The organism is Pontibacter populi (assembly GCF_040278685.1).
GTDB lineage: Bacteria > Bacteroidota > Bacteroidia > Cytophagales > Hymenobacteraceae > Pontibacter > Pontibacter populi.
In genome coordinates, this window is the sequence record NZ_JBEOKT010000003.1 from 263123 (window position 1) to 289243 (window position 26121).

The following is a 26121-nucleotide window of genomic DNA, read 5'->3' on the forward strand; positions in this document are numbered from 1 at the left end:
AACTTGCTACTTCACAACTATAGATTTATTAAAAAACATTAAACCTACTGAACATAAAAATCCCACCAAACTATAGTTCGCCTGGTGGGATCTTTCGCTACACTGATGCTATAGTATACGGTTATCGTTTATTTAGCGCTGACCTGCCGCTCCTGCAGCATTTTAAGCAATTTCTCTGCCGCCGGCTCCGACGATGCCGGGTTTTGCCCTGTTATCAGCAAGCCATCGGTAACAACGTGTGGCTGCCAGTCGTCGCCTTTGCTATAATTGCCACCCAGTTCTTTCAACCTATCTTCCAATAAAAACGGAACAATATCAGTAAGCTGCACCGCTTCTTCTTCGGAGTTGGTAAAGCCGGCTACTTTTTTGCCTTTTACAAGCGGTTCGCCAGTAGCTGTTTTTACACCTGTTAATACAGCAGGCGCATGGCATACTGCCGCAACCGGTTTTTCCTGGCGCATAAAGTCTTCTATCAGTTTAATCGAGTCTTTGTCTGTGGCTAAGTCCCAAAGTGGCCCGTGGCCGCCCGGGTAGAAAACTGCATCGTAATCTTCAGCATTTACTTCGGTCAGTTTTTTGGTGCGTGATAATTTGTGTTGCAGGTCCTCGTCTTCGTAAAAACGTTTGGTAGCTGGTGTCTGCGCATCTGGCTCTGTGCTTTTCGGGTCGATGGGCGGCTGACCTCCTTTTGGCGATGCCAGGTCAATCTTTACGCCTTCATCTGCAAGAGTATAGTAGGGAGCCGCAAATTCTTCTACCCAGAAACCTGTTTTCTTGCCGGTATCGCCAAGTTTGTCATGTGATGTCAGGACGAATAATACTTTCATAGCTTATAGTTTGGTTAATAATTGGTTTAGTGACTGTATCTTATTTAACCCCGTGGATGGAAATATGTTTTCTATAGCTGAATCTGATCTTTTCGACTGAATTGCCCCTCTACTTATCATTTAAAAAAAACGACAGGCTGATTTAAGAAAATCACTGATGGATTATAGTTGCTTTACTCGTCGAAGGAGGTCTTTGCAGCTATAGTTTCCCAGGTATCCAGATCCTGGGAAACCTGCTGTATTTTATTTCTCACGGCTGTGATGGCGGTTGGCCCAAGCGGCAAACGCAGCGGCGGAGCGTCAGACTGCACTAGCTGCATCAGCACTTGCGTTGCTTTCTGCGGGTCGCCTTCCTGCTGACCGGCATAGCCTAAAATATTGTTCTTGAAAACGCGGGCTGTACCTTCATATTCCGGCATTTCCTGTCTGGCAGTTTTTATACTCGATCCGGCAAAGTTAGTCCGGAAAGGCCCGGGCTCTACTATAGTTACCTTTATACCCAGCGGAGCAACTTCCAGCGCCAGCGCTTCACTCATGCCTTCCAAAGCAAACTTACTCGCATTGTACACACCAAACCCGGCTGTAGCCCTGAAACCAGCTACCGACGACATTTGCAGGATGCGGCCACTACCCTGCTTCCGCATGTAAGGCAAAACAGCCTGCGTTACCTGCAGCGCCCCGAAAAAGTTGGTTTCCATTACTTCTTTGAAGTCTTTTATAGTTGCTTCTTCCACGGCTCCCAGAAAACCGTAACCGGCGTTGTTTACCAGCACATCCAGGCGACCGAAATGGTTGAAAGCAGCTTCTATAGTTGCCTTTACGCCATCGGGGTTGGTCACATCCATCAGGTAAGCAAAGGTGTTGCCGGGAGAGATGTTGTTAAATTCTGCCAGTTGACTCAGTTGGCGAACTGTACCAATTACTTTATCGCCGTTTCGGGCTACTTCTTCGGCCAGCGTCCGACCAAATCCACTTGATACTCCTGTTATAAACCAGACTTTTCCGCTCATAATTAACCAATATGTACTGCTGCAAACTATAGCTATACGGTTATGTAAACTATAGTTTGCAGCAACATAAACCTACTTTTTACCACAGCAGCACTTTTCGGTTGTAGCTGCCGTCTTTGGTTGTGAAGCGCAGGAAGTACATGCCCCGGGCTTTGTTCTGGAGTTGGAGGATAGTTTTAAAACCACCGATCTGCCCGGTATAGTCCTGGTGATGAACAACACTGCCGCGTGCATCAATTAACTGTATCGTTACATCGGTTCTGTCCGGAAGTTGTACTTCCAGGGTCAGTTTGTCTTTGGCCGGATTCGGGAAGTAGGCAAATTTATGTGGAGGCTCATCGTCTTCTACGCCGGTTACGTTACATGCTTCTTCCACAACTATAGTTTGCGTAGCCGTAGCCGAGCAACCGCTGGCATCGGTAAAGGTGTAGCTTATAATATGTTCGCCTGCCCCTGCCGTTGCCGGACTGAAAACGCCATTATTTACCCCGGTGCCACTGTAGGTTCCGCCTGCCGGTTGCCCGCCTGCTAAAGTCAGGGCTTCATCATCAGTGCAAACTTTATTCAATGCGGCCAGCGTAACAGTTGGTGCAGCATTTATAGTTACTTTAACAGCATCGCTGGTGCTGCTGCAACCGCCTGCCGTCACCACTCTTCTAAACCAGGTAGTGTTACTCAAATTGCCAGGGCTATAGTTTTGGGATGTGGCTCCACTGATAGCGCTGAAAGTAGTCCCTTCGCTGCTTTGCTGCCATTGGTAACTATAGTTTCCTGATCCGCCAGTTGGTACACTCCCCTGCAGGTTTGCCACAGCTGCTCCGACACACACATTCTGGTTACCAGATGAGATAGCATTATTACTGATAGAAGCTGTTACGTTTACTGCTACCGGAGAGGAAGTTTCAGAACAGTTCCCGTTGGATATTCTGACGGTATAGTTGCCGGATGTAGTGGCGGTGTAGTTAGCTGAAGCAGCTCCTGAAACAGCCGTGCCGTTGCGCATCCACTGGTAACTATAGTTGGCCCCTGCTGTTGCCTTTAAGGTTACCGAGCCGCCTTCGCAAAAAGTGGTAGTACCTTCCGGGGTTATAGTTGCCGCGGCCAGCGTGCTCAGGTTTACAGCTATAGTTGCCGGCGCAGATGTGCCGCAGCCGTTGCTTGCCGTAACCGTTATGTTGCCACTGTTGCTGCCACCTGCCGTTACTTTGATAGAAGTTGTTCCCTGCCCTGATGTGATGGTAAAGCCGCCTGGAACGGTCCAGGTGTAACTTTCTGCGCCGGCAACTGCATTTATAGTATAAGCCAGGTTTGTTGCACCCGAACATACAGTTGTTGTACCGTTTATAGCACCCGGTGTGTTTACTGTCGGTGTAACCGTTATCGTTTTGGTCGCGGTAGCGCTGCAGTTGTTCTGGTTTACAGTGTAGGTTAAGGTATGGGTTCCCACTCCTGCCGTTGCCGGGTTAAATAAACCTGCTGCACTCACCCCTGTCCCTGACCAAGTACCACCTGCCGGGCTGAACCCTGACAGTGTAAAGGCTGCGGCATTGGCACAAACACTTTGGGCTGTTCCTGCCACTACGGTAGCTGGTTTGTTAACCGTAACTTTTAACGGTGATGACGTTGCTGAACAACCACTACTCATCGTAACCTTAACTGTAAAATCTCCGGCTGCAGAAGTGGTAAAACTACTGCCTGTTGCCTGATTTATCGGGTTGCCATCTTTGTACCACTGGTAACTATAGCCTGTGCCCTGGTTCGCATTTAAAACCAAAGAGCCGCCTTCGCAAAAAGTAGTGGCGCCATTTGCAGTTATAGTTGCCGTAGGGTTAGCAGTTACTTTTACAATAACCTGGTCGGTGGCAGAGCAGCCATTGGCGTTGCTTACAGTAACTGTATAAATAGTTGTAGTGGTTGGTGAAGCCACAGGGTTTGCCACATTGGTAGCTGATAAGCCAGTAGCCGGCGACCATGAATACGTAGTGCCGCCTGTTGCCTGTAACTGCACATTAGCTCCTGCGCAAATTTCTTCATCTGCCCCAGCTGATGCTGTTACCGCTGCTGTTACGCTAACTTTAACAATAGCTGATGTAGCTGAACAGCCCTCCGCATTTTTAACTATAACGGCATAGTCACCGGCAGTAGTGGCAGTAAATGTTTTAGTTATTGCCTGGTTTACAGGTGTGCCGTTCTTAAGCCATTGGTAACTGTAATCTGTGCCTGAATTAGCTGTAAGAACTACAGACCCGCCCTGGCAGAAGGTAGTTTCGCCGCCGGCAATTATAGTTGCAGTTGGTTTTTCATTCACTTTAACAACTACTTCATCGGTAGCCGTGCAGCCTTCGGCATTGGTAACCGTTACTGTGTAGGTAGTAGTTACAGCAGGTGTGGCAACCGGGTTGGCAATATTTGTAGCTGATAAACCTGTTGCGGGAGCCCAACTATAGGTAGTTCCACCTGCAGCCTGGAGTTGTACGCTGCTACCTGTACAAATTTCCTTATCAGTGCCGGCATTAGCGGTTAAACCAGAACAGTCAGCAAACTTCATGGCAAATGTACTTGGCTGTGTACCAGCTATGCCACCTGTTGCGTAAACACTTCTTCCTCCAATTTTACTTATTCCGGTGCCATAGTTTTCGACATCGTTATTCTTTTGATTTAAATAGCGCCAGGTTTCATTCCCGCTTTGGTCGAAGAGTGCCAGTATAAGCTTCGACTTTTCGATTACATTTCTGACAGGCGGGAAACCATTTATTTCTATAAAAACCGAATAATCACCAATCACTGCTATCTCCTGATTATCCAGAATAGCTAATTCTCTGGATACAAACTGTTTTATATTGCTTCCTTCGTAAACATTTAAAGTTTTCAACCACACCCTTGTGCCATCAGCACTGTATTTTGACATAAAGTAATCATAATGAGACCTGTACCTGGCATTAGTACCCAGAAGGATCAGCTCATTATCTGCATTAAACTCGACATCATTAACATTAAAAATAGGAATACCCTGGCTAATCTGAATTCCATCACCTACTCTTACCTTATTTAATAAGGTACCTGTGCCTGACAAAACATACATGTACAGATCATTGTAATTCCCGCTACTTGGACTTTTAGCACTTGTAAAAACGTATATATTACCCGTTGGCGAAACACTAATTTTGTTCAACTCCTCCCGTAAGGTGCCGCTTCCGTACTGCTGTGTAAACATTTGTTCCCCTAACGCTGCACTATACTTGATCAGCGTAAAGTTGTAGCTTGAATAATAACCTCTGGCATTGGTTGCTACATAAACGCTGCCTTTATTATCTACCTCTAAAGTAGTTTCATAACCCGTTTCAAATATTTCCGGCTCATATAGCTTCTCCCACACAACAGCACCTGTTGCATCTAACTTCTGGGTTCTGATATTCCTTTTCTGGTCTGTAGTTATAGTTCCTGTCAGATAAATGGCATCATCGGCACCTACCTTAAAGCTTTGCAGGCTATTTATCCCTGAATCGTAACTATAAAGTTTGCTCCAGGCAAATGCTCCGTCACTAGAATATCTTATCAAAAACCGTTTATAGGTACCCACCATATCGCTGGTACCCGACACATAAATATTGCCTTTACTATCTATATTTAAAGCAGAAGGACTGTTTGATATGCTCCCCGGCTCGCCGGTATAAGTTCTGGCCCAGACTATAGTTCCTTCCTGGTTTATCTTGTGCAGCACTACTTTTCTTTCCGGCGAGTTTGCCCCGGTATAGCCCAGCACTACAAGGTTCTGCTCATGATCTACTGCCTGAGAAACAATGTTCATACTCTCCTGTCCGGAACCGGTCAAAGCTGGTGTTCGCCAGATTTCAGTAAGTTGTGCTGATGCAGGATTTGAAAACCCTACAAGAAAAAGAGCCAGCAAAATATAACCCGGCAAATTGCCGATCCGGATTCTGCTTTTTTGTGGGAGTGCTCTGTAAATAAGATGGAATAGGAGTAAATTTTGTTTCATAGAGGCGGATCAAAAAGTGAGAACTAAACAGCGCAAGTAATTAAATCAATGAATGTTACAGACCTTATACTCAAATCAAAATATTGCGGACAAAAACTGTACACTCAAGATATTGGTATACTTAAATTTAACCTATAAGTTAAATCTTATAATAGAATAGTTTAATTTTACCTAGTTTTGATGATTACTTTATTAGGTTTGAAATGATGATTTATAGTTGAGCAAACAGTTAACTATAGTTTATAACTTGCGGGTTTATCGTTAAATTTGTTGGAACACTTCAGCTATAGTTTACCCGTTGAGCCAGCCCATCCGTAAGATCATTCACATTGACATGGACGCTTTTTTTGCGTCGGTGGAGCAGCGCGATAACCCGGAGCTGCGCGGCAAACCGGTGGCTGTTGGTGGTTCGCGGGCAAGAGGCGTGGTAGCAGCCGCTAGTTACGAAGCCCGGAAATATGGTGTGCATTCTGCTTTAGCCTCTAAAATTGCAGCCCAGCGGTGCCCACACCTTATTTTTGTGAAAGCCCGGTTTGATGTGTACAGTGCTGTTTCACGTCAGATCAGGGAAATCTTCTTTGCTTATACCGATCTGGTGGAGCCACTCTCGCTGGATGAAGCGTATCTGGATGTGACTGAAAACAAGATCGGGATGCCCTCTGCCACTATAATTGCTAACCAGATCAGGCAGCGCATTTTTGAAGAAACCGGGCTTACGGCATCAGCAGGGGTATCTTATAATAAATTCCTGGCCAAGATCGCTTCGGACATGAACAAGCCCAACGGGTTTACGCTCATCACTCCCGACAAAGCTGAGGACCTTGTTGCAAGCCTTGATATCGGCAAATTTCATGGGATTGGCAAAGTTACGGCAGCTAAAATGCAAAGCATGGGCATTGTAACAGGTGCCGATCTGCGCGAGCGCTCCGAAGCAGAACTGATCCGCAACTTTGGTAAAGTAGGCAGCTACTACTATCGCATTGCCCGCGCCCAGGACGAACGCGACGTACAGCCGCACCGCATCCGTAAATCCATTGGCTCTGAACGCACTTTCGAAACTGACATTGCCGAAGAAGAGGCCATGCTGGAGCAGTTGCAATACCTGGCCAAAGAAGTAGCCCAGGATATGGAACGCCTGAAAGCCACTGCCCGAACCATTACCCTCAAGATCAAATATTTCGACTTTACCTTAAATACCCGTAGCAAGACTTTTCTGAGCGAGTTTAGTGCCGAAGATGCTATTTTTACTGTTGCCCGCGACCTGCTGCGCTCGCCACAGTTACCACAGTTCCCGATTCGTTTGCTGGGCATTTCCGTTAGCTCCCTCCTTTACCAGCACGACCGCCTGCAGGAAGGTTACCAGTTCACGCTGGAGTTTTAGACTAAGATTTTTAAGATTAAGGGATGGACAGGAAATAACTGAACTATGACCTTGTTTAAGGTTTATAGTTTATAAAGGAGAAAACGAGCCGTTGTTGGTGTTTTCACCAACAATCCAATTGCCTGGCGCTTTACACTTGCTGGTGAAAACACGCAGCAAGGGCATAAACTATAGCTAGATAAAATACGAAACATCTTTTATAGTTAACATCTTTAAGCAACTATAATAAATTCACCCAGCCTGTGATCAAAACCAGATAGTTAAAAAAGCAAATCTGGCAGTAAAAAAACTGGCAGACCAAAAGGAAAAATATTTAACACATTTCATTAATCCATTTAGCAGAATTAAAAACCCTGTTTATCCTCTAATCTTAAAAATCTTAGTAACTGATTAAACCAAACCATTATCTTGGAGTCTTAACAAAAGATGTAGGGCAATTTGCGTTCTGGCATCAATCATTCTAAGAATAACACAAACCTTTATTGCATAAACCAATCTAACTAACCTTTTGTATTAACCCATGAGTAAAAAATTACACTTTGCTCCTTTAGTGGCATTACTGCTAGCTGGTGCAACTATAGCACCACCGGCTTTTGCCCAGAAGAGCAAGAAAAAGAAAAAAGAAAAGCAGGAAGTTGCAGCTGTTCCCCCTGCCCAGGCTCCTAAAAAAGATGATGGTCTGCCAAAGCCTTACAGCCAGGTAATTACTGAAAAAGCTGTAACCGACGAAGGTCTTTTTAAAGTGCATCGCCAGGATGACAAGTATTACTACGAGATTCCGGATACGCTTTTAGGCCGCGATATGCTGATGGTAAGCCGCATTGCGAAAACGGCTACCAATATTGGCTATGGCGGCGAAGAATTGAACAAGCAGATGTTGCGCTGGGAAAAGAAAGGCAACCGCATTTTGCTGCGCGTTATTTCTTACGAGAACGTAGCAGCAGATACCCTGGAGATCTACCACTCGGTACAAAATTCTAACCTGGCTCCTGTTATTCAGGCTTTCGATATCAAGGCATTTAATGGCGCTGCTTCTGTAGTAGAGGTAACAGATTTTTTCTCGAAAGATGTGCCTGCCCTGGGCCTGGACCAGCGTAACCGCGACACGTATAAAGTAAAGCGTCTTGACGATAAGCGCTCTTTTATCGAGAGTGTTAAAAGCTTCCCGACCAACATCGAAGCCCGTTCTTTGATGACCTATGAAGCTACCAATGCTCCATCTAACTCAAGTACCGGTACAATATCGTTAGAGTTGAACCACTCGATGATATTGCTGCCTGAAAAGCCGATGGCTTCCCGTAAGTTCGATCAGCGTGTTGGTTTCTTCACTATTTCGCAGACAGACTATGGTACTGATGAGCAGCGTGCAGCAGCCCGCCGTTACATTGTGCGCTGGAGACTGGAGCCGAAAGACAAAGAAGCCTATGCCCGTGGCGAACTGGTTGAGCCTGTAAAGCCGATCGTTTATTACATTGACCCTGCCACCCCGGTAAAATGGAGAAAATACCTGAAACTAGGTGTGGAAGACTGGCAGAAAGCATTTGAAGCTGCCGGTTTTAAAAATGCGATCATTGCCAAAGATCCTCCTTCTTTTGAGGAAGATCCGGAGTTCAGCACCGAAGATGCGCGTTACTCTGTTATCCGTTATTTCTCTTCGGATGTTCAGAATGCATACGGTCCGAACGTACACGACCCACGCTCTGGCGAGATCCTGGAAAGCCACATCGGCTGGTACCACAACGTAATGAACCTGCTTCGTAACTGGTATTTTATACAGACTGCTGCCATTAACCCGGATGCACGTAAAGTACAGTTCAGCGACGAAGTGATGGGTGAACTGATCCGTTTCGTATCATCGCATGAAGTTGGTCACACACTTGGTTTGCCACACAACATGGGCTCAAGCGCTGCTTACCCGGTTGAGAAACTACGTGATGCTGAGTTCACCAAGAAGAACGGTACTGCTCCTTCTATCATGGACTATGCCCGATTCAACTATATCGCGCAGCCCGAAGATAACGGCGTTGCCCTGATGCCAGGCATCGGTATCTATGACAAATATTCTGTAAAGTGGGGTTATACTTATTTCCCGGAGACAAACGGCCACGATAACACTGAAAAACTGAATGCCTGGATCAGACAGCATGAGAACGACCCGATGTACCGTTTCGGTCGCCAGCAGGGTAACCCGATCGACCCATCTTCGCAGACAGAAGATTTAGGCGATGATGCCATGCTTGCCAGCACGTATGGTATTGCCAACCTGAAGCGCATTATGCCAAACCTGATAACCTGGACGGCACAAGAGAACAAGGACTATGCTGACCTGCAGGAAATGTACGGCCAGGTTTTGGGCCAGTGGAACCGCTACATGGGCCACGTAACGGCTAACGTAGGTGGTGTGTATGAGAACTACAAAACCTATGGTCAGAAAGGAAACGTGTATGAGCCGGTTGCTAAAGAAAAGCAGAAGCGCGCTATGAAGTTCCTGACAGAGCAGGGTCTTTCAACACCAACCTGGATGCTGGACGAAACTATAATCCGCAAGTTTGAATCGGCTGGTACCGTAGACCGCATACGTACCGCACAGGTAAGCATTGTAAACAACCTGCTGGAGCCGGGCCGTATGGCACGTCTGTTGGAAGCACAAGCTACATTAGGTGCGAAAGCGTATACTTTACCTGAAATGATGGCTGACCTGCGTAAGGGTTTGTGGTCTGAAGTTTCGACTGGTAAGTCTATTGATATCTACCGCCGCAACCTGCAGCGTGGCTATTTAGAGCGCATGGAGTTTTTGATGAAAGACCAGGAACAAACTGCAGCTGCACGATTTGGCAGAGGTGGCACTCCGGTAAACGTAGCACAGTCCGATATTCGACCGATGGTACGCGGTGAACTTACAGCACTACGTAGCCAGATCAGATCATCGCTTGCTAAAACCAGCGATACCATGACGAAATATCACCTACAGGATGCCTTGGTACGCATTGAAAATATCCTGAACCCGAAAAGCTAAGTTTAAACTATAGTTTTGGTTATAAAGCACCGGTTCTTCTGAGCCGGTGCTTTTTTATTACCTGTTTCTGATTTTTAAGATCATTAGTGTTTGGTATTTCTTAGCCTGAAAAAAGAGGGATCACAGTCGTATTAGCTGTTACTAAATCTTAAAACGACAAACTAAACATGCTAAATAATTTAGTTTTTCTAACTATATTAGCACCATGAAACCGGAAGATTTTTTGAAAGGACGTGGAGCACAGTACAATCCTGCCAATAAATACCTGAAACAGGAATATGTAACCGAACACATTGAAGGGTTGGACGAGCCGATGTTTTCAGATTCCAAAACCGAATTTCTGCTAACACATCCTAAAACTATAGTTAACAAAATAGATAGTCCAGACCTGGGAATGGGCTATTCGCTGAACCCTTACCAGGGTTGCGAACATGGCTGTGTGTATTGTTATGCCCGTAACTCACATCAGTACTGGGGCTACGGCGCCGGCCTGGACTTTGAACGCAAGATTATAGTTAAAGAGAATGCGCCGGAGCTACTGGTAAAGCAACTCGAAAGCAAAAACTGGCAACCCATGCCCATTATGCTGTCCGGCAACACCGATTGCTACCAACCCATCGAAGCCAAAAAGAAACTGACCCGACGTATTCTGGAAGTGCTGCTGAAGTATAAACACCCAGTGAGTATTATCACTAAAAACGCGCTTATACTCCGGGACCTTGACCTGCTCACAGAACTGAACAAACTGGACCTGGTGCACGTGAACATTAGTATAACATCTCTTGATGAAAAACTACGCCAGAAACTGGAACCACGCACTGCTACCGGTGCTAAACGTCTGGATGTGGTGCGGCAGTTGAGCGCGGCCGGATTGCCTGTGAATGTGATGGTCGCTCCTATTATACCCGGTCTTAACGACTCTGAGATTCCGCAGATCATAAAGCAGGCCGCTGAAGCCGGCGCTAAAAATGCGGCTTATACTATAGTTCGGTTAAACGGCGAAGTAGGGCCAATTTTCGAAGACTGGATAACGCAGGCCTTCCCGGATCGGGCTCCGAAAGTACTGAACCAGATCGCGGATTGCCATGGTGGCCAGTTAAACGATAGCCGGTTCGGAACACGCATGAGCGGTGAAGGAAAATTTGCGGAAACGATTGCTAAACTCTTTAAAATGAGCAAACAAAAGTACATGGCCGGCAGAAGTATAAAACCTTACAACTATAGTCATTTCTGTACCAGCAAAGGCAAGCAACTGGGGCTGTTTTAAGGTTTTACCTCACCCCAGCCCTCTCCTTTTGAAGAGGGCCCCTACCCCCAAAACAGGAAAGGGAGTTTTTCTGATATTGCTTTTTATGTTGTCACTCGAACAGCGTGAGCGATCTGGTACGGTTTAACATCCCCCTTCGCCCCCTTCAAAGGGGGACTTTCTGTCTTTGCTATAGTTGAGGTTATCGATTCATAGTTACAGCCTGTCGAGTGGACAGGTCGCGACCTGTCCCTACGGAACTATAACCACGATAATGCGATGTAACGATAGCTTTTCCCTTAACTATAAATCACCTATCGAACTGATCACAGTCTTCGGGTTGAGCGCCTTTGATTTGTTGCGGTGCCGCAGGCAACCCGAGGCACGAGGGTAGTTTCAAATCAGCAGCGCGATGCCCGAAGACGGGGCCTCCCGGCCACGAGGGCACCAAAGCTGAGTTGAAACGATAGGCAAGTAAAGCTCCCAGGATTAGAAGCAACTATGGAAGTAAAGCTTGGTTAAAGCAAGCATAGACCTCAACTATAACCAACTATAAACTAAGATAGATTTCTCGCTATGCTCGAAATGACAAAAGAAACTATAAATATAAACCCATATGCTAGCAGGAGCTGAACACCCTGCCAGGTCTTAAGATATCGCATTAAAAACTTACTCAGTCACAATCAAAATTTATAACAATACTTCCACGTTACCGGATAATCAAATAAAACGTGTACCTTTGTAGCCCATAAAGTTTAACCTAACTTATGGCTACTAAATATATCTTCGTTACCGGTGGTGTAACATCCTCGCTCGGTAAAGGCATCATTTCCGCTTCTCTCGCTAAGTTGCTGCAGGCAAGAGGATTCTCTGTAACTATTCAGAAATTCGACCCCTACATTAACATAGATCCGGGTACCCTGAACCCTTACGAACACGGCGAATGTTATGTAACCGAAGATGGCGCTGAGACCGACCTGGACCTTGGCCATTACGAACGCTTCCTGAATGTGCCTACCTCCCAGGCAAACAACGTAACAACCGGCCGCATTTATTATAATGTGATCATGCAGGAGCGTGAAGGCGCTTACCTGGGCAAAACGGTACAGGTTATTCCGCATATTACCGACGAGATAAAGCGTCGTATGTTGCTGCTTGGTGAAACCGGTGAATACGATATCGTTATTACTGAGATCGGTGGTTGTGTGGGGGATATTGAATCGTTGCCGTTTGTAGAAGCTGTTCGCCAGTTGCGCTGGGAACTTGGCGTGAACGAGACATGCGTGATTCACCTGACATTGGTACCATACCTGAAAGCTGCCGGAGAACTTAAAACCAAACCTACACAACATTCTGTTCGCGATCTGTCTGAGGCAGGTGTGCAACCGGATATACTGGTTTGCCGCTCCGAATACCCGATCCCGATGGATCTGCGCAAGAAAATAGCGCTGTTCTGTAACGTAAAGCAGAATTCAGTGATCGAGTCGCTGGATGCGGAAACCATTTACGATGTACCGTTGCTGATGCGTAAGGAAAAGCTGGACGAGCGCGTAATAAGCAAACTGAAACTTGCACAGAAAGGCGAACCGGAACTGGAAGGCTGGAAAGAATTCCTGGGAAGACTTAAGAACCCGACTGCTGAAGTAAAGATCGGCCTGGTTGGTAAATATGTGGAGCTGCCGGATGCTTATAAATCTATAGTGGAGGCCTTTATACACGCTGGCGCTGCCAACGAGTGTAAAGTAAACCTGAAGTGGTTCCAGTCTGAGAACATTACACCTGATAACGTTGCTACTGCACTACAGGGACTGGATGGTATATTGGTAGCACCAGGTTTTGGTGAGCGCGGTTTTAAAGGTAAAATGGAAGCCATCCGTTTTGCGCGCGAAACTAAAATACCATTCTTCGGAATTTGCCTGGGCATGCAATGTGCTGCCGTAGAGTTTGCCCGTAACGTGCTAGGTATGGAAGGTGCCAATTCAACCGAAATGGACGCTGAAACGCCATACCCGATCATCGACCTGATGGAAGGGCAGAAAGAAATTACCCAGAAAGGCGGTACCATGCGCCTTGGTGCTTATGCCTGTGAACTTAAGAAAGGCTCAAAAGCGTATTCTATTTACGGGAAAGCCAAGATCTCTGAGCGCCATCGTCACCGTTACGAATTTAATAATCAGTATCTTCAGGCCTTTGAAGAAGCCGGCATGATGGCCACAGGCACAAACCCGGAAACAGGACTTGTGGAAATAATTGAGTTACAGAACCATCCGTGGTTTGTAGCAGCCCAATACCACCCGGAACTGAAAAGCACTGTGCTTAACCCGCACCCGTTATTCACTAAATTTGTGAAAGCGGCCATGAACTATACACAAACCAAGTAACCTATAACACTTTACACACTTTATTAAATGGATAGAAATCAAGCTATTGGCTTCGGACTGATTGCCCTCCTGCTACTGGCATATTCGTTCTTTTTTGCCGGACCGGATGAAAAAGCAGCAACACAGCAGGCAACAGAACAGGTAGCCAAAGTAGAGCAATTGCAAGATACCCCTGCAGTTGCCGACGACTCGGTGGCGCAGGCTCAAAAAGCTGCTACAATGGGTTCGTTTGCAACGGCAGCAACCGGCTCAGCCAGCACCAGCACCCTCGAGAACAGCAACATCCGCATTACTTTTAACTCCAAAGGTGGCCAGGTAGAAGAAGTTTTACTGAAGAACTATAAAACTTACCAAGGCGAGCCGCTTATACTTGTAGATAAGGAAAGCAGCAAAACAGATATAGCTTTTACTACAAAGGATGGTAAAACGATAAAGCTGTCGGACCTGTACTTCACTCCTTCTGAGATCAGAAAAGGAACTGCTAAAGATGTAAGCACGCAGGTTATTACCTTCCGCGCCAATGTGGGCAACGGCCAGTTCATCGACCAGATCTATACGCTGTATGATGAGACGTTCCAGTTAGGGTATAAGCTTGATTTTGAAGGCTTACAGGGCCAACTGAGCGGCGAGAACCTAACCTATACCTGGACAGACCAGGTGAAACAGCTGGAGCGCGACATTAAGCAGAATCGTGCCAAAACAACAATAAACTTCGCGACTGTTGAGGATGGGCATGATTACCTGTCAATCTCAGAAGACAAAGAAGAAATGACGGTGGAGGAGCCAGTAAAATGGATATCCAACAAGCAGAATTTCTTTACGGCCGGTATTATTGCCGATAACAACTTTGCTGGCGCCAAACTAGAAACACAGACCAACCCTGCCGACTCTGTTATAGTTAAAACAATGGCGTCGCAGGCGCTTATTCCGGTACAGGATGTACTGAACGATAAAGCGTCGTTTACTTACTACTTCGGCCCGAACGACTACAAGATACTGAAGAACATAGGCGACGATTTTGAGAAGAACCTTGACCTGGGTTGGGGAATTTTTTCATGGGTAAACAAGTGGCTGATCATCCCGGCATTCGATTTCCTGGAAAACTATATCGGCAACTATGGTATCATCATCATCCTGCTGGTACTATACATCAAAACGCTGCTTTTCCCGCTTACATATAAGTCGTTCTATTCTATGGCGAAAATGAAGGTGTTAAAACCGGAGATCGATGCCATTAAAGAGTGTAACGACGGCGATATGCAGAAGACGCAGATGGAGACCATGAAGCTCTACAACGAGATGGGCGTGAACCCACTGAGCGGCTGTATTCCGATGCTGTTGCAGTTGCCTATCCTGTTTGCGATGTTCAACTTCTTCCCGAACTCGATAGAGCTGCGCCAGGAGCCGTTCCTATGGGCTGCCGACCTTTCGACGTACGATGTATTTGCAAGACTGCCATTCACGATTCCGTTCTATGGCGACCACGTGAGTATGTTTACCTTGCTGATGACGGCTTCTACGATACTTTATACCTGGTCAAACAACCAGATGAACGCCCAGATGCAGGGTGCCATGAAGTTCTATAGTTACCTGATGCCGGTTATCTTTATGTTCGTACTGAACTCGTTCCCGGCAGGTCTTTCGTTCTACTACTTTGTTTCTAACATGGTAACGTTCGGGCAGCAAGCCATTATCCGTAAGTTTGTGGATGAAGGCAAAGTGCGCTCTAAACTGGAAGACAACAAAGAGAAACGTAAAGACAAGAAGAGCACAAAAGGCCCGTCGTTTACAGAACGTATGCAGGAAGCCATGCGTGCAGCCGCAGAAAAAGAGCAGCAAAAGAAGAACAAAGGCGCTAAGAAATAAGTCAGCGTTATTCTAAACTATACATTAAAGGCCTGTTTGCTATTGCAGACAGGCTTTTTGTTTGGCTATAGTTGCGCCTGCGCCGTATGTAGGACTGTAACGAAAAAGATCATGTATAAGAACCTTAAATACCCGCTCCTGCTGCTGACAGTAACTATAATTTGCGCCTGCAACTCCGGCTCCGACGAAGATAAAAGCATTGCCAGCACCCACCCTAAACTCGAAAAGCAACTAAACCGCGACTCTGCCAATATCTCGATGCGCTCGGAAGAGCATGCCGACCTGTACCAGCGTTACCGCATAACCACCGAAGAGTACGAGAATAGCGGCAACTATAACGTAGCCAACATGTACCGCGGCAAACTTGCCCCTGCCGATGAAGCCAGCCACACAGATGCCCACGCATTTAAAAACGCTTTGCGTGAAGGAATGGCGAAGGGCGTAAATTTTGCCGGTAAATATACGGTGGTTACAGTTGGGTGCGGAACAGCTTGCCAGCAGCACTTCATAGTTGACCGCGAGAGTGGAAAGATAGTGGAAAAGATAGAGGGCAGCACCGGCGCAAAGTATAGCCCGAACAGCCGCATTTTTATACTTAACCCACCCGACTCCACTATAAACTACAATAACTGTAAGGATTGCGCTCCGCAGGCGTATGAATTAGTAGATGGTAAACTGCGCGAGATCAAATGACATTAGACTATAGGTGAACTATAAGACATGATTAGCTTTCAATTTAACATAACAAAACAACTCATCACCTTAACTATAGTTGCGGGTTTGCTGTGTGTAGTAAGTTGCAGGAGTAGCGCCCAACATGCTACTACTACAGCCCAGGCTGCAGAGCCATGGTTTATGTTCCAGAAAACGCCCTGTTTTGGCACCTGCCCCTCCTACGAAGCGCTTCTGCACACAGATGGTACCGTACGTTTTGTCGGGCACCAATATGTTCCGGTTACGGATACGCTTACCTTTCAACTTACAGAAAATGAGCTGAAGGCATTGCAAACCGACCTGGCTGAACTGAACTATAAGACCCTGCAGAACTACTACAAAACCGACTGGTCTGATATGCCGGCTACGCATCTTTACTTTTATGAGGCAGGCAAGGAAGTAAAGCACATAAAACACGAAGAAGGAGGACCTGAAAAACTCATTCAGTTTAATGAGAAGATGCATCAACTCATCTGGAAATATGTAGCCACGCCCGCCAGGTAACTATAGACTTTTTCTTTCCTGTATTTTATTTATCTTGTCCGAAATAGGTAGCCAGACTAGAAACTAACTATAGCTATAGTGCTGATAAGCGTATGTTTTGGTTTAGCTGGTAGTTATGTATAATTTTAGCTAAGAAACAACTTGAGAATTATAGGATTTAATATAGTATTCTACTCCATAACTTTGTTTCTCTATTATTTAGGGAAGCAAGACCCTAGTTCCTCATTGGGATACGGATACTTCATTATAATCTTTTGGGTTATTTCAACTATAGTTCTTATTTATTCTTGTCACAAAGGAATAGTACCTACAAAAACGGTCATGGATAAACTTGGGGTGGTTTTAGCAACTCCGTTTTTAATTTTAGTCCTTCTTGCCATAATCATTGGCCCAAACTTGAAGTGAACATAGAATTAGAAGATAACTTTACATAACCACACCTAAAAAGCACTAAAGCACTTTTTAGCCAAGTACGTTATGGGCAAGCTTAAAGAAAAACAGAAATGACTTTTACGGGAATAGACAATCAGACAGTTGAGTTGGAAATAACCAACTACCAATATCCCGACATTAGTGACGGTGACTGGGACGGAAATTGGTTAAATATTTATCTGAACGTAAAGAGTAAAGTCGGACACTGGCAGACTGTAGACCCATCTTTGACAACTTGGGAAGTTCGAACTTTAATAAATTGGTTCGAAGATTTATCACGGAATATAAAGCCAGACTATATTAATCAAGAATTTACTGAACCAAACTTATCCTTTGAACTGCTAAATTCTTTCGATAGTCCAAAGAAAAAAATTAGAATAAAGTTTGACTTAGAATCCCGACCGCAATCAGCAACGGACGACAAAGAGTATTTTGTTGACATTGTCGCTGACAATATAGAGTTAAGAAGAATTTCTGCTGACTTAAAAAACGAATTAGATAAGTATCCGGAAAGAAAGCCAGTCAAGAACAGCACATTGCCAAAAGCGGGGCGGACGTGGTGGCAGAAACTTTTCAGCTCTGAATAAACATTTGTGGTAGCTTAACAGGATGGTGCTCCGAAAACCCCGCCTTCGGTAAGCCCAGTACGTTGGCAGGTAATCATAACAACAACTCATATTTAGACAGATGAGATTGAAATTTCCAGATTCGCTGAGGTTTCTGAAAAAGCTACTATTAGCTTGCTTGATTGCTGGCCTCTGCTACTTCATTTGGAATAGAACTTCTGTATCTGGCTACAAGACACAAAATATTTCCGACTTTCACTATATCGACTACCCTTCTGAATACAACTACAAACAAATTTCGACTTATTGCGGTCCATTCAGTACAGCAGCAGTTGTCCGGGCCTTAACAGGGAAACAAGTAGATTCATTCGAATACTCTGAAAATATCGGTTGGAGAATATTCGAAAAAGGAACACATCCGATTGGTTTAAGCCGGCAGTTGGAAGAGCAGGGCGTGAATGTAGAAATAGCTAAACTAAACAAACTTTCAGACAATGAAAGATTACTCTTTTTACAAGAAAGACTTTCTCAAGGCAAACCTATTATCATTCTAGGTGAGAAAAACTCTTACCAACATTATGTGACCTTATTTGGGTTTAATAAAGAAAAGCAGGAATATTATATTTATGATAGTTGGTGTCCGGAAGCATCAAAAGGCTTAGTAGTTGATGAAAATGGTTCATTGCCTGGCAACCTCACACTTAACTCCAAAGAATTGCTGAGCTTTTGGAGAAAAGGAGGCATTTTTACTTTTTACGAATGGTATGCTTTAGTAGCAAGTCAATAGATTCTCAAGTGAGTAACAAAAATCGCATTGGTCTGCCCTCCTGAGGCAGCTATAGCATTTAGCTTAACCATGAGGGTAATTAAAATAACAAGATGAAGAAATTTCTTGTACTCTTATTGATTCTTATAATAGCTCCTTTGATAGGAGGACTATACGGAATCATTCACGATCAGCTGACATACACCATCTCACCTGAATATTATACCAAGTTTAAGTTCTACCAATTCGGACTTATAGAAAGTGGATATGAAACAGTATTCCCAAACCCAAGACTACAGGTTTCCATCATCGGCTTTATGGCAATCTGGTGGATGGGAGTTCCAATCGGATTAATATTAGGCTTAACCGGATTAATCCACAGAAGCGGAAAATCGATGTTTAAAGTAACATTGCAAGCTTTTTTAGTAACTATGCTTGTAGCTTTTTTTACTGGCCTGATTGGGCTCACTTATGGCATGTTTTACTTGTCAGGTACTGGCGTTGACTGGTTGTTTCCAGAAAATCTGATAGATAAAGAAAGCTTTATTGCTGTAGGTTCTATGCATAATTTCAGCTATTTAGGTGGTCTGGTGGGCATGATCGCAGGAATTATATTTTCTGTAAGAGAGAAAAGAAAACTACAAACTTTAACTTTAGCGCATTAAAAAGCGACTCTAACTATAGAACCACCCAAAAATCAAGAATACTTAAACTAAAAAATACGATGCCTGAAGAAATGAAACAATGCCCGAACTGTAGCTCGCCTTATGGTTACGCCTCAGGCGACGACACCTATACCTGCCCGGAGTGCGGAAATGAGTGGAACCCAAATGAAGTAGCAGAAGACACAGAATTAAAAGTAGTTGATTCGAACGGAAATGTATTGCAGGACGGCGACACGGTGGTAGTGATTAAAGACTTACCCGTTAAAGGTGCTCCGAAACCTGTAAAGGCTGGCACAAAAGTAAAGAACATTCGCCTGACAGACGGTGATCATAACATCGATTGTAAAATAGACGGCTTTGGCTCGATGGGCCTTAAGTCTGAATTTGTACGCAAGGCCTAACACGTTCGTAAACTATACAAACTATAGCTGAAGCGCTGAACAAACTATAATGTTCAGCGCTTTAGTTTTATTGGTAACATGCACCTGTGCATTTTTAACCACGAGCATATCATAAAGTATTTTTTCTACATAATATATTACGATTTAAATATATTATCGGTTTATTATTCATACCTTCGGCTTTCATTTAAACTATAAAAGTATGAATATTAGAAAGAGCGCAAGATTAGCCTGGTTTATGGTAATGATGTTTGCCTTTGTGAGTTGTTTAGAGACCAAAGAAGAAGCGAACCCCGACCCGGCTGTTACGAGCGCTACCACCCAGGCTAACGCCAATGCAACTTTTAATACCTTAGAAGTTAGCGGAAACGTTGATGGCATGGGAAATGATGTAGATGCAAGAGGGCTGGTTTGGAATACAACCGGGAACCCAACTATAGCCGATAGTAAAACTACAGAAGCTAACAGCACTTTTACAGCTACTGTTAATGATCTTATCCCTAATACCACTTACTTCTTTAAGATTTACGCCACAACAGCTGAAGGTACTTTTTACAGTGATGCAGTGGAGTTGAAAACCCGTAGTCTGGCAGGCACCACCTGGGATTTCCATTTTGCACATACTGCTACTATCTCCTGGAACGGAGATGTAACTTTTAATGCCGATGGAACAACTGTATATGATGAGCCGGCTGAGCCTGGCGTTTACTACACAGAGGGTACCTGGTCTATGACCGGAAATGAACTGACTTACACTCTGGATGCATCTCAGCCAAACCCAACGAGCTACGTACACACCGGCACCTTAGAGAATAACACAATGAGCGGCACGTATACCTTTGGTCCAAATGATAACAGACCCTGGACGGCCGTGCTGAAATAAGCACTTATTAAAATCTAACAAAACAGCGCCATACCCTAAACGTATGGCGCTGTTTTTATTTTAGGTAAGAGTGCTTGCGTTTTGTAAACAAACTATAGTGCTTTTATGTATATTGGCGATATGGCGCACAACGAAGATACAGCCCATCAGTTGTTTTCGAAGTTCCAGGACTACCTGGGGCAGTTTGTGTATGGCGGTATAGATGGCTGTGTTACTACTTTTGCCGTTGTGTCGGGGGCAGTAGGCGCCAACCTCGATAGCTCCATTATCATTATTCTTGGTTTTGCCAACCTGCTGGCCGATGGTTTTTCGATGTCGGTGGGCGCTTACCTGTCAGCTAAATCGGAGCGCGACAACTATGACAAACACAAACGCACCGAGTACTACGAAATAGAGCATTACCCCGAAGTAGAAAAGGAGGAAGTTCGCGTTGCTTACCGTGCCAAAGGATTTGAAGGCGAATTGCTGGAACAGGTAGTTACCGTGATCACAAGTGACAAAGACCGCTGGGCCGACGACATGATGGCGAACGAACTGCAACTTATACAGGATTCAAAATCTCCGTTGGCTATTGGTATAGTTACTTACACTTCTTTCCTGATGATCGGCCTCATTCCCCTCTCCGTTTACCTCTGGGATTATTTTGTTGGTTTTCCAGGCAATGTTTTTCTGTGGGCATGCCTCCTTACATTTACAGGTTTCTCTATAATCGGATTCCTTAAAAGCTACGTGACCGGCGTTAACCGCTGGCGTGGCGTTTTCGAAACCCTTGTACTTGGCGCTTTGGCTGCGGGCGTTTCCTATGCCGTAGGCGACATACTGGAGCGCTGGATCGTGGGGTAGCTACGCACCCAAAACGTGACCTAAGCAACCCCATTCATAGTTTAATTTGCTGCTTTCTTCGGTTTACCTCCGCTAATAGATTTAAAATCCTCTCGGTCAAGACCTTTATCATCCCTGTTTTTGCATTAGCTTAGGTAAGCTTTAAGGGCGAAATGCTTATTTTTTTGATTTTCTTTTCAGCCAGGCTATAGTTTGGCTTACACTGCCGGTTCCCCCTTTTCACTAAAAATTTCATACTTTTTTACTTTAGCTTATACCCTCTGCATAGTTGAATCAAATAACCCCACTCCCCTGCTCCCGTAAACATATATATAGAACATCAAACAACACACCTTTTTAAAATACCATTTAACTATATCATATTATTTAAATATGAGTACATTGAATAAAAAAAATCAAATATCTGAATTTAAAGAAAAACTTAGGGAGAGTACAGCTAATCCAACACATAACAACTTATCATCGCCCCCTGAAAATGAAAGACTTCATACTGACCACGAAGAAAAAGTAATACCTGTAATTGAAGAGCAGGCACATGTAACCAGGAAAGTAGTAGAATCAGGTAAAGTACGGATATCTAAAAATGTGCGCGAAGACGAGGTGCTGGTGGATGTGCCTATAGTACATGAAGAAGTAGATGTACAACGCGTTCCGGTTAACCAGTATGTAGACCAGGCTCCGCCGGCCGTACGCTATGAAGGCGACAAGATGATCATTACCGTTTTGCGCGAAGAGCTTGTACTTGTAAAGCGCATAAAGGTGGTAGAAGAACTGCACATCATAAACCGCAAAACAGAAGAGCATAACACGCAACCTATAAGCCTGCGCACAGAAGAAATAAACATAGAGCGTGTACAAAACAATGACCCTAACACAAGATAACTATAGCCGCATGAAAAACAGCTACACAACATTTTAATCAATTTTTAACACACACAATTATAAAACTATGGCACAAACAGTAATAGGAATTTTCGAGAAAGGTATAGATGCGCAAACTGCTGTGCAAAAATTAGAAAGTAATAGAATACCATCAGATCATATAGATATTTCGAACCAGAGCACCAGCGATAAAGTGACAGGTACCACAGACCGTGGATCAGATAAAGTAAGCAGCTTTTTTGGCTCCTTATTCGGCAGCGACAACGATGAAACCAGAAAGTATTCTGATGTTGCCCGTAAAGGCTGGGTAGTTACCGTACACGCCGACTCGCGACAGGAAGCTGAAAATGCAGCTAAAACACTCGACCAGTGTGGTGCTGTTGACGTAGATGAACGCGCAAGACAGTTCCAGGGAAATACAACTGGCACCGCTACAGGCAGAACTGGAAACATCAATCAACCAGGTAACCGTAACTCCGACCAGTCTATTCCGATAATAGAGGAAAAAATGAATGTGGGGAAACGCGAAGTAGAAACAGGCGGAATGAGATTAAAAAGCCGCATTGTGGAACGCCCTGTAGAGGAACATATGCGATTACGCGAAGAACATGTTAATGTAGAGCGTAACCCCGTTAACCGCCCTGCCTCAAAGCGTGATATGGATAACTTTAAAGAGGGCAGTATAGAAATGACCGAACGTGCTGAAATACCTATGGTAAATAAAGAAGCCCGCGTGGTAGAAGAAGTACGCTTGAGTAAAGACCAGACCCAGCGCGAAGAAACCGTACGTGGTTCTGTTCGCAAAACAGAGGTGGATGTCGATAAAATGAATCCTAAGAATACAAACCTCCGGTCAGATGATGAACTGAGACGCAACGACCCAAACAGAAAAGACCTTGGCAACGATCCGTCTAAAAGAGGTTTGTAAGCAACTATAGTCCAATAAAAAAATCCCCGGCTGATGTTTCAGTCGGGGATTTTTTATTTAAGCTGTTAGTGTATTGTCTGGCTCCAGTGTATACGCCTTTACTGCATGTTTCACCTGCAAGTTTTAAGAGACTAAATTACTGTTACTTGCTGTTTCGGACATCATTATACGGAACTTAATCTGCTGCGGACTTCCTAGTATGCGTTATTCGCAATCCGGGGATTAGAAAATCCCCGGCATTAAGCTTTTAAAAACAATGCTTAATCTAACGGTTTCGGTAAAATACCAACAATGGACCAACATGGCAGATAACCAAGAACGCAATCAGAATCCGAAAACCCATCAGATCTTAACAGTCTTAGTCCGTCTTACGCACCCGCTCCAACTTCAGCATGTTCATCGGGTTTGGCTCCAGGCCTTCGATATTGTTCTGGGTGAGGCGAAGCACTTCATCATAATATAAAACGATAACGGGCACTTCTTCCACTACTATCCTGTCCATGGCCTGGTATAGTTCCCATCTCTTTTTAACATCACGTTCCAGTTTGGCCTGTTCGTATAGTTTGTCGAATTCTGCATTTACAAAGTGGGTTTTGTTTGGCCCTGCTGGTGAGAAATTCTTACTATAGAATAAAGCCAGGTAATTCTCTGCATCCGGGTAATCACCCAGCCACGACTTCATGAAGAATGGTGCACGGCCATTGTCTACGGTTTCCTGGTGTGCCGGGCCCTGGTTAATATCAATCTCTACCTGCACGCCTATCTCTGCCCACTTTTTCTGCATGTACTCTGCCAGTTCTTTGTGCTCTGCTACCGTGCTCAAGCGCATTTTCAAGGGCTTTTGCAAAGTATAGCCGGCGGCAGTTAGCAGTTCTTTTGCTTTTTTAGGATTGTAACTATAGCCCGGCACTTTCTCTTCACTAAACGATGGCAACGAGGGCGGCACCATTCCCGAGTGGCCCGGTATACCAATGTTGTTTCTAAAGTAGGCTACCATCTCCTTTTTGTTGATCGCATAGTTCAGCGCCTGTCTCACCCGCTTGTCCTGCACAGCCGGGTTGGGGTCTTTCAGGTTGGTAGGGTCCAGCTGGAAGCCGATGTATTCTGTATTCAAATAAGGCTCTTTTCGAACCGTAAACTTGCCTTTAAAATCATCCTGCACCGTTCCGTCGTTGTTTAATATCAGGTCGCGTGAACCTTCCCTAACACCGGAAAGGAAATCAAGCTTGCCCTGCATAAAGGTCAGGAACTCCGATTTCCGGTCGGTGATGAAAGAGATCTGCACGGCATCTAAATATGGCAACTGCACTCCATTTTCATCTTTCTTCCAGTAGTTCGGGTTCTTGTGCATGATGATGGCGTTGCCTTCGTCCCACTGCTTAAACACGAAAGGGCCAGTTCCTACCGGGTTCGCCCTGAAGTCTTTACCATACTTTGCTACAGCCTCCTGCGGAACTATAAACGCATAAGGCATCGTCAGAATTTCCAGGAAAGCGATGAAAGGTTCGTTCAGGTAGATCTTGAAAGTTGAGTCGTTTACCGCCAGGAAAGCCGTGTCAGAAATGGCACCGTTTTTATCAGAAAGCACCTTGTCGTTGAAGATCCAGGCGCCGGTACTGGCTGTGGCAGGGTCTATAATGCGTTTGAAACTATAGGCAACATCCTGGGCGGTTACTTTGCGGCCTTTGCCACCTTTAAAAACCTCGTGGTCGTGAAAGTAGACATCATCGCGAAGTATAAACGTATAGGTTCTGCCATCTTCCGACACTTCCCAGCTTTTAGCTATGCCAGGGCCTATTTTCAGCTCCTGGTCCAGTTCTACCAGCCCGTTATATAATTGCGTGGTGGCCCAGATATTGGCCTGGTTACGGGCAAAAGCGGGGTCCAGCGACGATAAGGCTTCGGGCTGATTATACCTGAAAACGGTTTTGTTCGTTCCATTTTTTCCGGCTTCAGTGCAAGACTGGCACAGGAGCAAAACGGTGGATAACAGGGCAAAAACGGTGGATAAAAAAAGGCGTTGAGTTCTGATTTGCATCCGGTAAAGTGGTCAAAAAAATGTATCTTTGTGGAATGTTCATGCAAGATAAATATATCTTGCGTAGTTAAGTAAGTACTAAAGAGTAAATCATGGAAATAACATACTACGGACAGTCTTGCTTTTTAATTAAGATCGGCGGACACAGCGTTTTGTTCGATCCGTTCATTTCGCCTAACGAACTAGCAAAGGATATTGATGTAGACAGCATCAAGGCAGATTACATTCTGTTGTCGCATGGCCACCAGGACCACGTGCACGATGCAGAGCGAATTGCCAGGAACAATGGTTCAACTATAGTTTCAACGTTCGAGATTGCTACCTGGTATGGCGAAAAAGGAATTGAGAAAACCCACCCCATGAATGTTGGTGGTAAAGTTACCTTGCCTTTCGGAACGGTTAAGATGGTTACAGCTGTGCACTCCAGCTCACTGCCGGATGGCACTTATGCGGGTGTTGCGTCGGGTTTTGTGGTTGAAACAGAAAGTAAAGCCTTCTATTTTGCCGGCGATACTGCGTTGACTTACGACATGAAACTGATCCCGGAGCAGTTCGACCTTGATTTTGCACTGTTACCGATCGGTGATAATTTTACAATGGATATACACGATGCCCTCATAGCTGCCGATTTTGTGCAGGTTGATAAGTTCATCGGAATGCATTACGACACGTTTCCATACATTGCCATAGACCACGAAGAGGTGAAGGAAGTAGCGCAGATGGCTGGTAAAGAGTTAATTTTGATGGAGATAGGTCAAACTATAAACCTATAAGT

General features: G+C 44.9%; 20 protein-coding genes. 16 read left to right on the forward strand and 4 right to left on the reverse strand.

The genetic code is table 11. The features are described 5' to 3' along the window. Window positions 1–128: 128 nt before the first annotated feature. The 3 genes from ABS362_RS04635 to ABS362_RS04645 all read right to left on the reverse strand — a co-directional run bounded on the left by ABS362_RS04635 (window position 129) and on the right by ABS362_RS04645 (window position 5645). Window positions 129–827 (reverse strand): type 1 glutamine amidotransferase domain-containing protein, encoded by a 699-nt coding sequence (locus ABS362_RS04635; protein ID WP_350411153.1) that lies wholly within the window; start codon window positions 825–827, stop codon window positions 129–131. 173 nt (window positions 828–1000) lie between these two features. Next, the gene (locus ABS362_RS04640) at window positions 1001–1837 is read right to left on the reverse strand and encodes an oxidoreductase (protein WP_350411154.1); all 837 of its coding nucleotides are present in this window, start codon (window positions 1835–1837) and stop codon (window positions 1001–1003) included. Between the two features lie 79 nt (window positions 1838–1916). Then, window positions 1917–5645: an Ig-like domain-containing protein gene (locus ABS362_RS04645; RefSeq protein ID WP_350411155.1), complete on the reverse strand. Its 3729-nt coding sequence runs from the start codon at window positions 5643–5645 to the stop codon at window positions 1917–1919. A 487-nt stretch (window positions 5646–6132) separates the two neighbouring features. Between ABS362_RS04645 and dinB the strand changes: the two genes are divergently transcribed. The 15 genes from dinB (at window position 6133) to ABS362_RS04720 (ending at window position 23308) form a co-directional block, all read left to right on the forward strand. Next, the gene (gene dinB, locus ABS362_RS04650) at window positions 6133–7215 is read left to right on the forward strand and encodes a DNA polymerase IV (RefSeq protein WP_350411156.1); all 1083 of its coding nucleotides are present in this window, start codon (window positions 6133–6135) and stop codon (window positions 7213–7215) included. 520 nt (window positions 7216–7735) lie between these two features. Further along, window positions 7736–10231, forward strand: a complete 2496-nt coding sequence (locus ABS362_RS04655) for a zinc-dependent metalloprotease (protein ID WP_350411157.1) — start codon at window positions 7736–7738, stop codon at window positions 10229–10231. Between the two features lie 205 nt (window positions 10232–10436). After that, complete coding sequence (locus ABS362_RS04660) at window positions 10437–11498, forward strand: PA0069 family radical SAM protein (protein WP_350411159.1); 1062 nt, start codon at window positions 10437–10439, stop codon at window positions 11496–11498. A 746-nt stretch (window positions 11499–12244) separates the two neighbouring features. Continuing rightward, window positions 12245–13858 (forward strand): CTP synthase, encoded by a 1614-nt coding sequence (gene pyrG, locus ABS362_RS04665; RefSeq protein ID WP_350411160.1) that lies wholly within the window; start codon window positions 12245–12247, stop codon window positions 13856–13858. 27 nt (window positions 13859–13885) lie between these two features. Beyond that, window positions 13886–15724 (forward strand): membrane protein insertase YidC, encoded by a 1839-nt coding sequence (gene yidC / locus ABS362_RS04670; protein ID WP_350411161.1) that lies wholly within the window; start codon window positions 13886–13888, stop codon window positions 15722–15724. Window positions 15725–15835: 111 nt separating this feature from the next. Next, window positions 15836–16417 (forward strand): hypothetical protein, encoded by a 582-nt coding sequence (locus ABS362_RS04675; RefSeq protein ID WP_350411162.1) that lies wholly within the window; start codon window positions 15836–15838, stop codon window positions 16415–16417. Window positions 16418–16444: 27 nt separating this feature from the next. Then, complete coding sequence (locus ABS362_RS04680; RefSeq protein ID WP_350411163.1) at window positions 16445–16942, forward strand: DUF6438 domain-containing protein; 498 nt, start codon at window positions 16445–16447, stop codon at window positions 16940–16942. A gap of 503 nt (window positions 16943–17445) precedes the next feature. Then, window positions 17446–17961: a WapI family immunity protein gene (locus tag ABS362_RS04685; RefSeq protein WP_350411164.1), complete on the forward strand. Its 516-nt coding sequence runs from the start codon at window positions 17446–17448 to the stop codon at window positions 17959–17961. 100 nt (window positions 17962–18061) lie between these two features. Then, window positions 18062–18727, forward strand: a complete 666-nt coding sequence (locus ABS362_RS04690; RefSeq protein ID WP_350411165.1) for a C39 family peptidase — start codon at window positions 18062–18064, stop codon at window positions 18725–18727. A 92-nt stretch (window positions 18728–18819) separates the two neighbouring features. Continuing rightward, the gene (locus ABS362_RS04695; RefSeq protein WP_350411166.1) at window positions 18820–19371 is read left to right on the forward strand and encodes a hypothetical protein; all 552 of its coding nucleotides are present in this window, start codon (window positions 18820–18822) and stop codon (window positions 19369–19371) included. A gap of 59 nt (window positions 19372–19430) precedes the next feature. Further along, window positions 19431–19772 (forward strand): zinc ribbon domain-containing protein YjdM, encoded by a 342-nt coding sequence (locus ABS362_RS04700; RefSeq protein ID WP_350411167.1) that lies wholly within the window; start codon window positions 19431–19433, stop codon window positions 19770–19772. Window positions 19773–19974: 202 nt separating this feature from the next. Then, a complete protein-coding gene (locus ABS362_RS04705; protein ID WP_350411168.1) occupies window positions 19975–20655 on the forward strand; it encodes a hypothetical protein in 681 nt (226 codons plus the stop codon). 105 nt (window positions 20656–20760) lie between these two features. Continuing rightward, entirely contained in the window at window positions 20761–21498 is a 738-nt protein-coding gene (locus tag ABS362_RS04710) for a VIT1/CCC1 transporter family protein (protein WP_350411169.1), read from the forward strand. A gap of 372 nt (window positions 21499–21870) precedes the next feature. Beyond that, entirely contained in the window at window positions 21871–22380 is a 510-nt protein-coding gene (locus ABS362_RS04715) for a YsnF/AvaK domain-containing protein (protein WP_350411170.1), read from the forward strand. Window positions 22381–22447: 67 nt separating this feature from the next. Continuing rightward, on the forward strand, window positions 22448–23308 hold the full coding sequence (locus tag ABS362_RS04720) for a DUF2382 domain-containing protein (protein WP_350411171.1): 861 nt from the start codon (window positions 22448–22450) through the stop codon (window positions 23306–23308). A gap of 358 nt (window positions 23309–23666) precedes the next feature. On the opposite strand, the gene ABS362_RS04725 is transcribed toward ABS362_RS04720, so the two are convergent. Beyond that, the gene (locus tag ABS362_RS04725; RefSeq protein WP_350411172.1) at window positions 23667–25346 is read right to left on the reverse strand and encodes an ABC transporter substrate-binding protein; all 1680 of its coding nucleotides are present in this window, start codon (window positions 25344–25346) and stop codon (window positions 23667–23669) included. Between the two features lie 92 nt (window positions 25347–25438). On the opposite strand from ABS362_RS04725, the gene ABS362_RS04730 reads away from it, so the two are divergent. Beyond that, window positions 25439–26119: a metal-dependent hydrolase gene (locus ABS362_RS04730; protein ID WP_350411173.1), complete on the forward strand. Its 681-nt coding sequence runs from the start codon at window positions 25439–25441 to the stop codon at window positions 26117–26119. The last annotated feature ends 2 nt before the right edge of the window (window positions 26120–26121 follow it).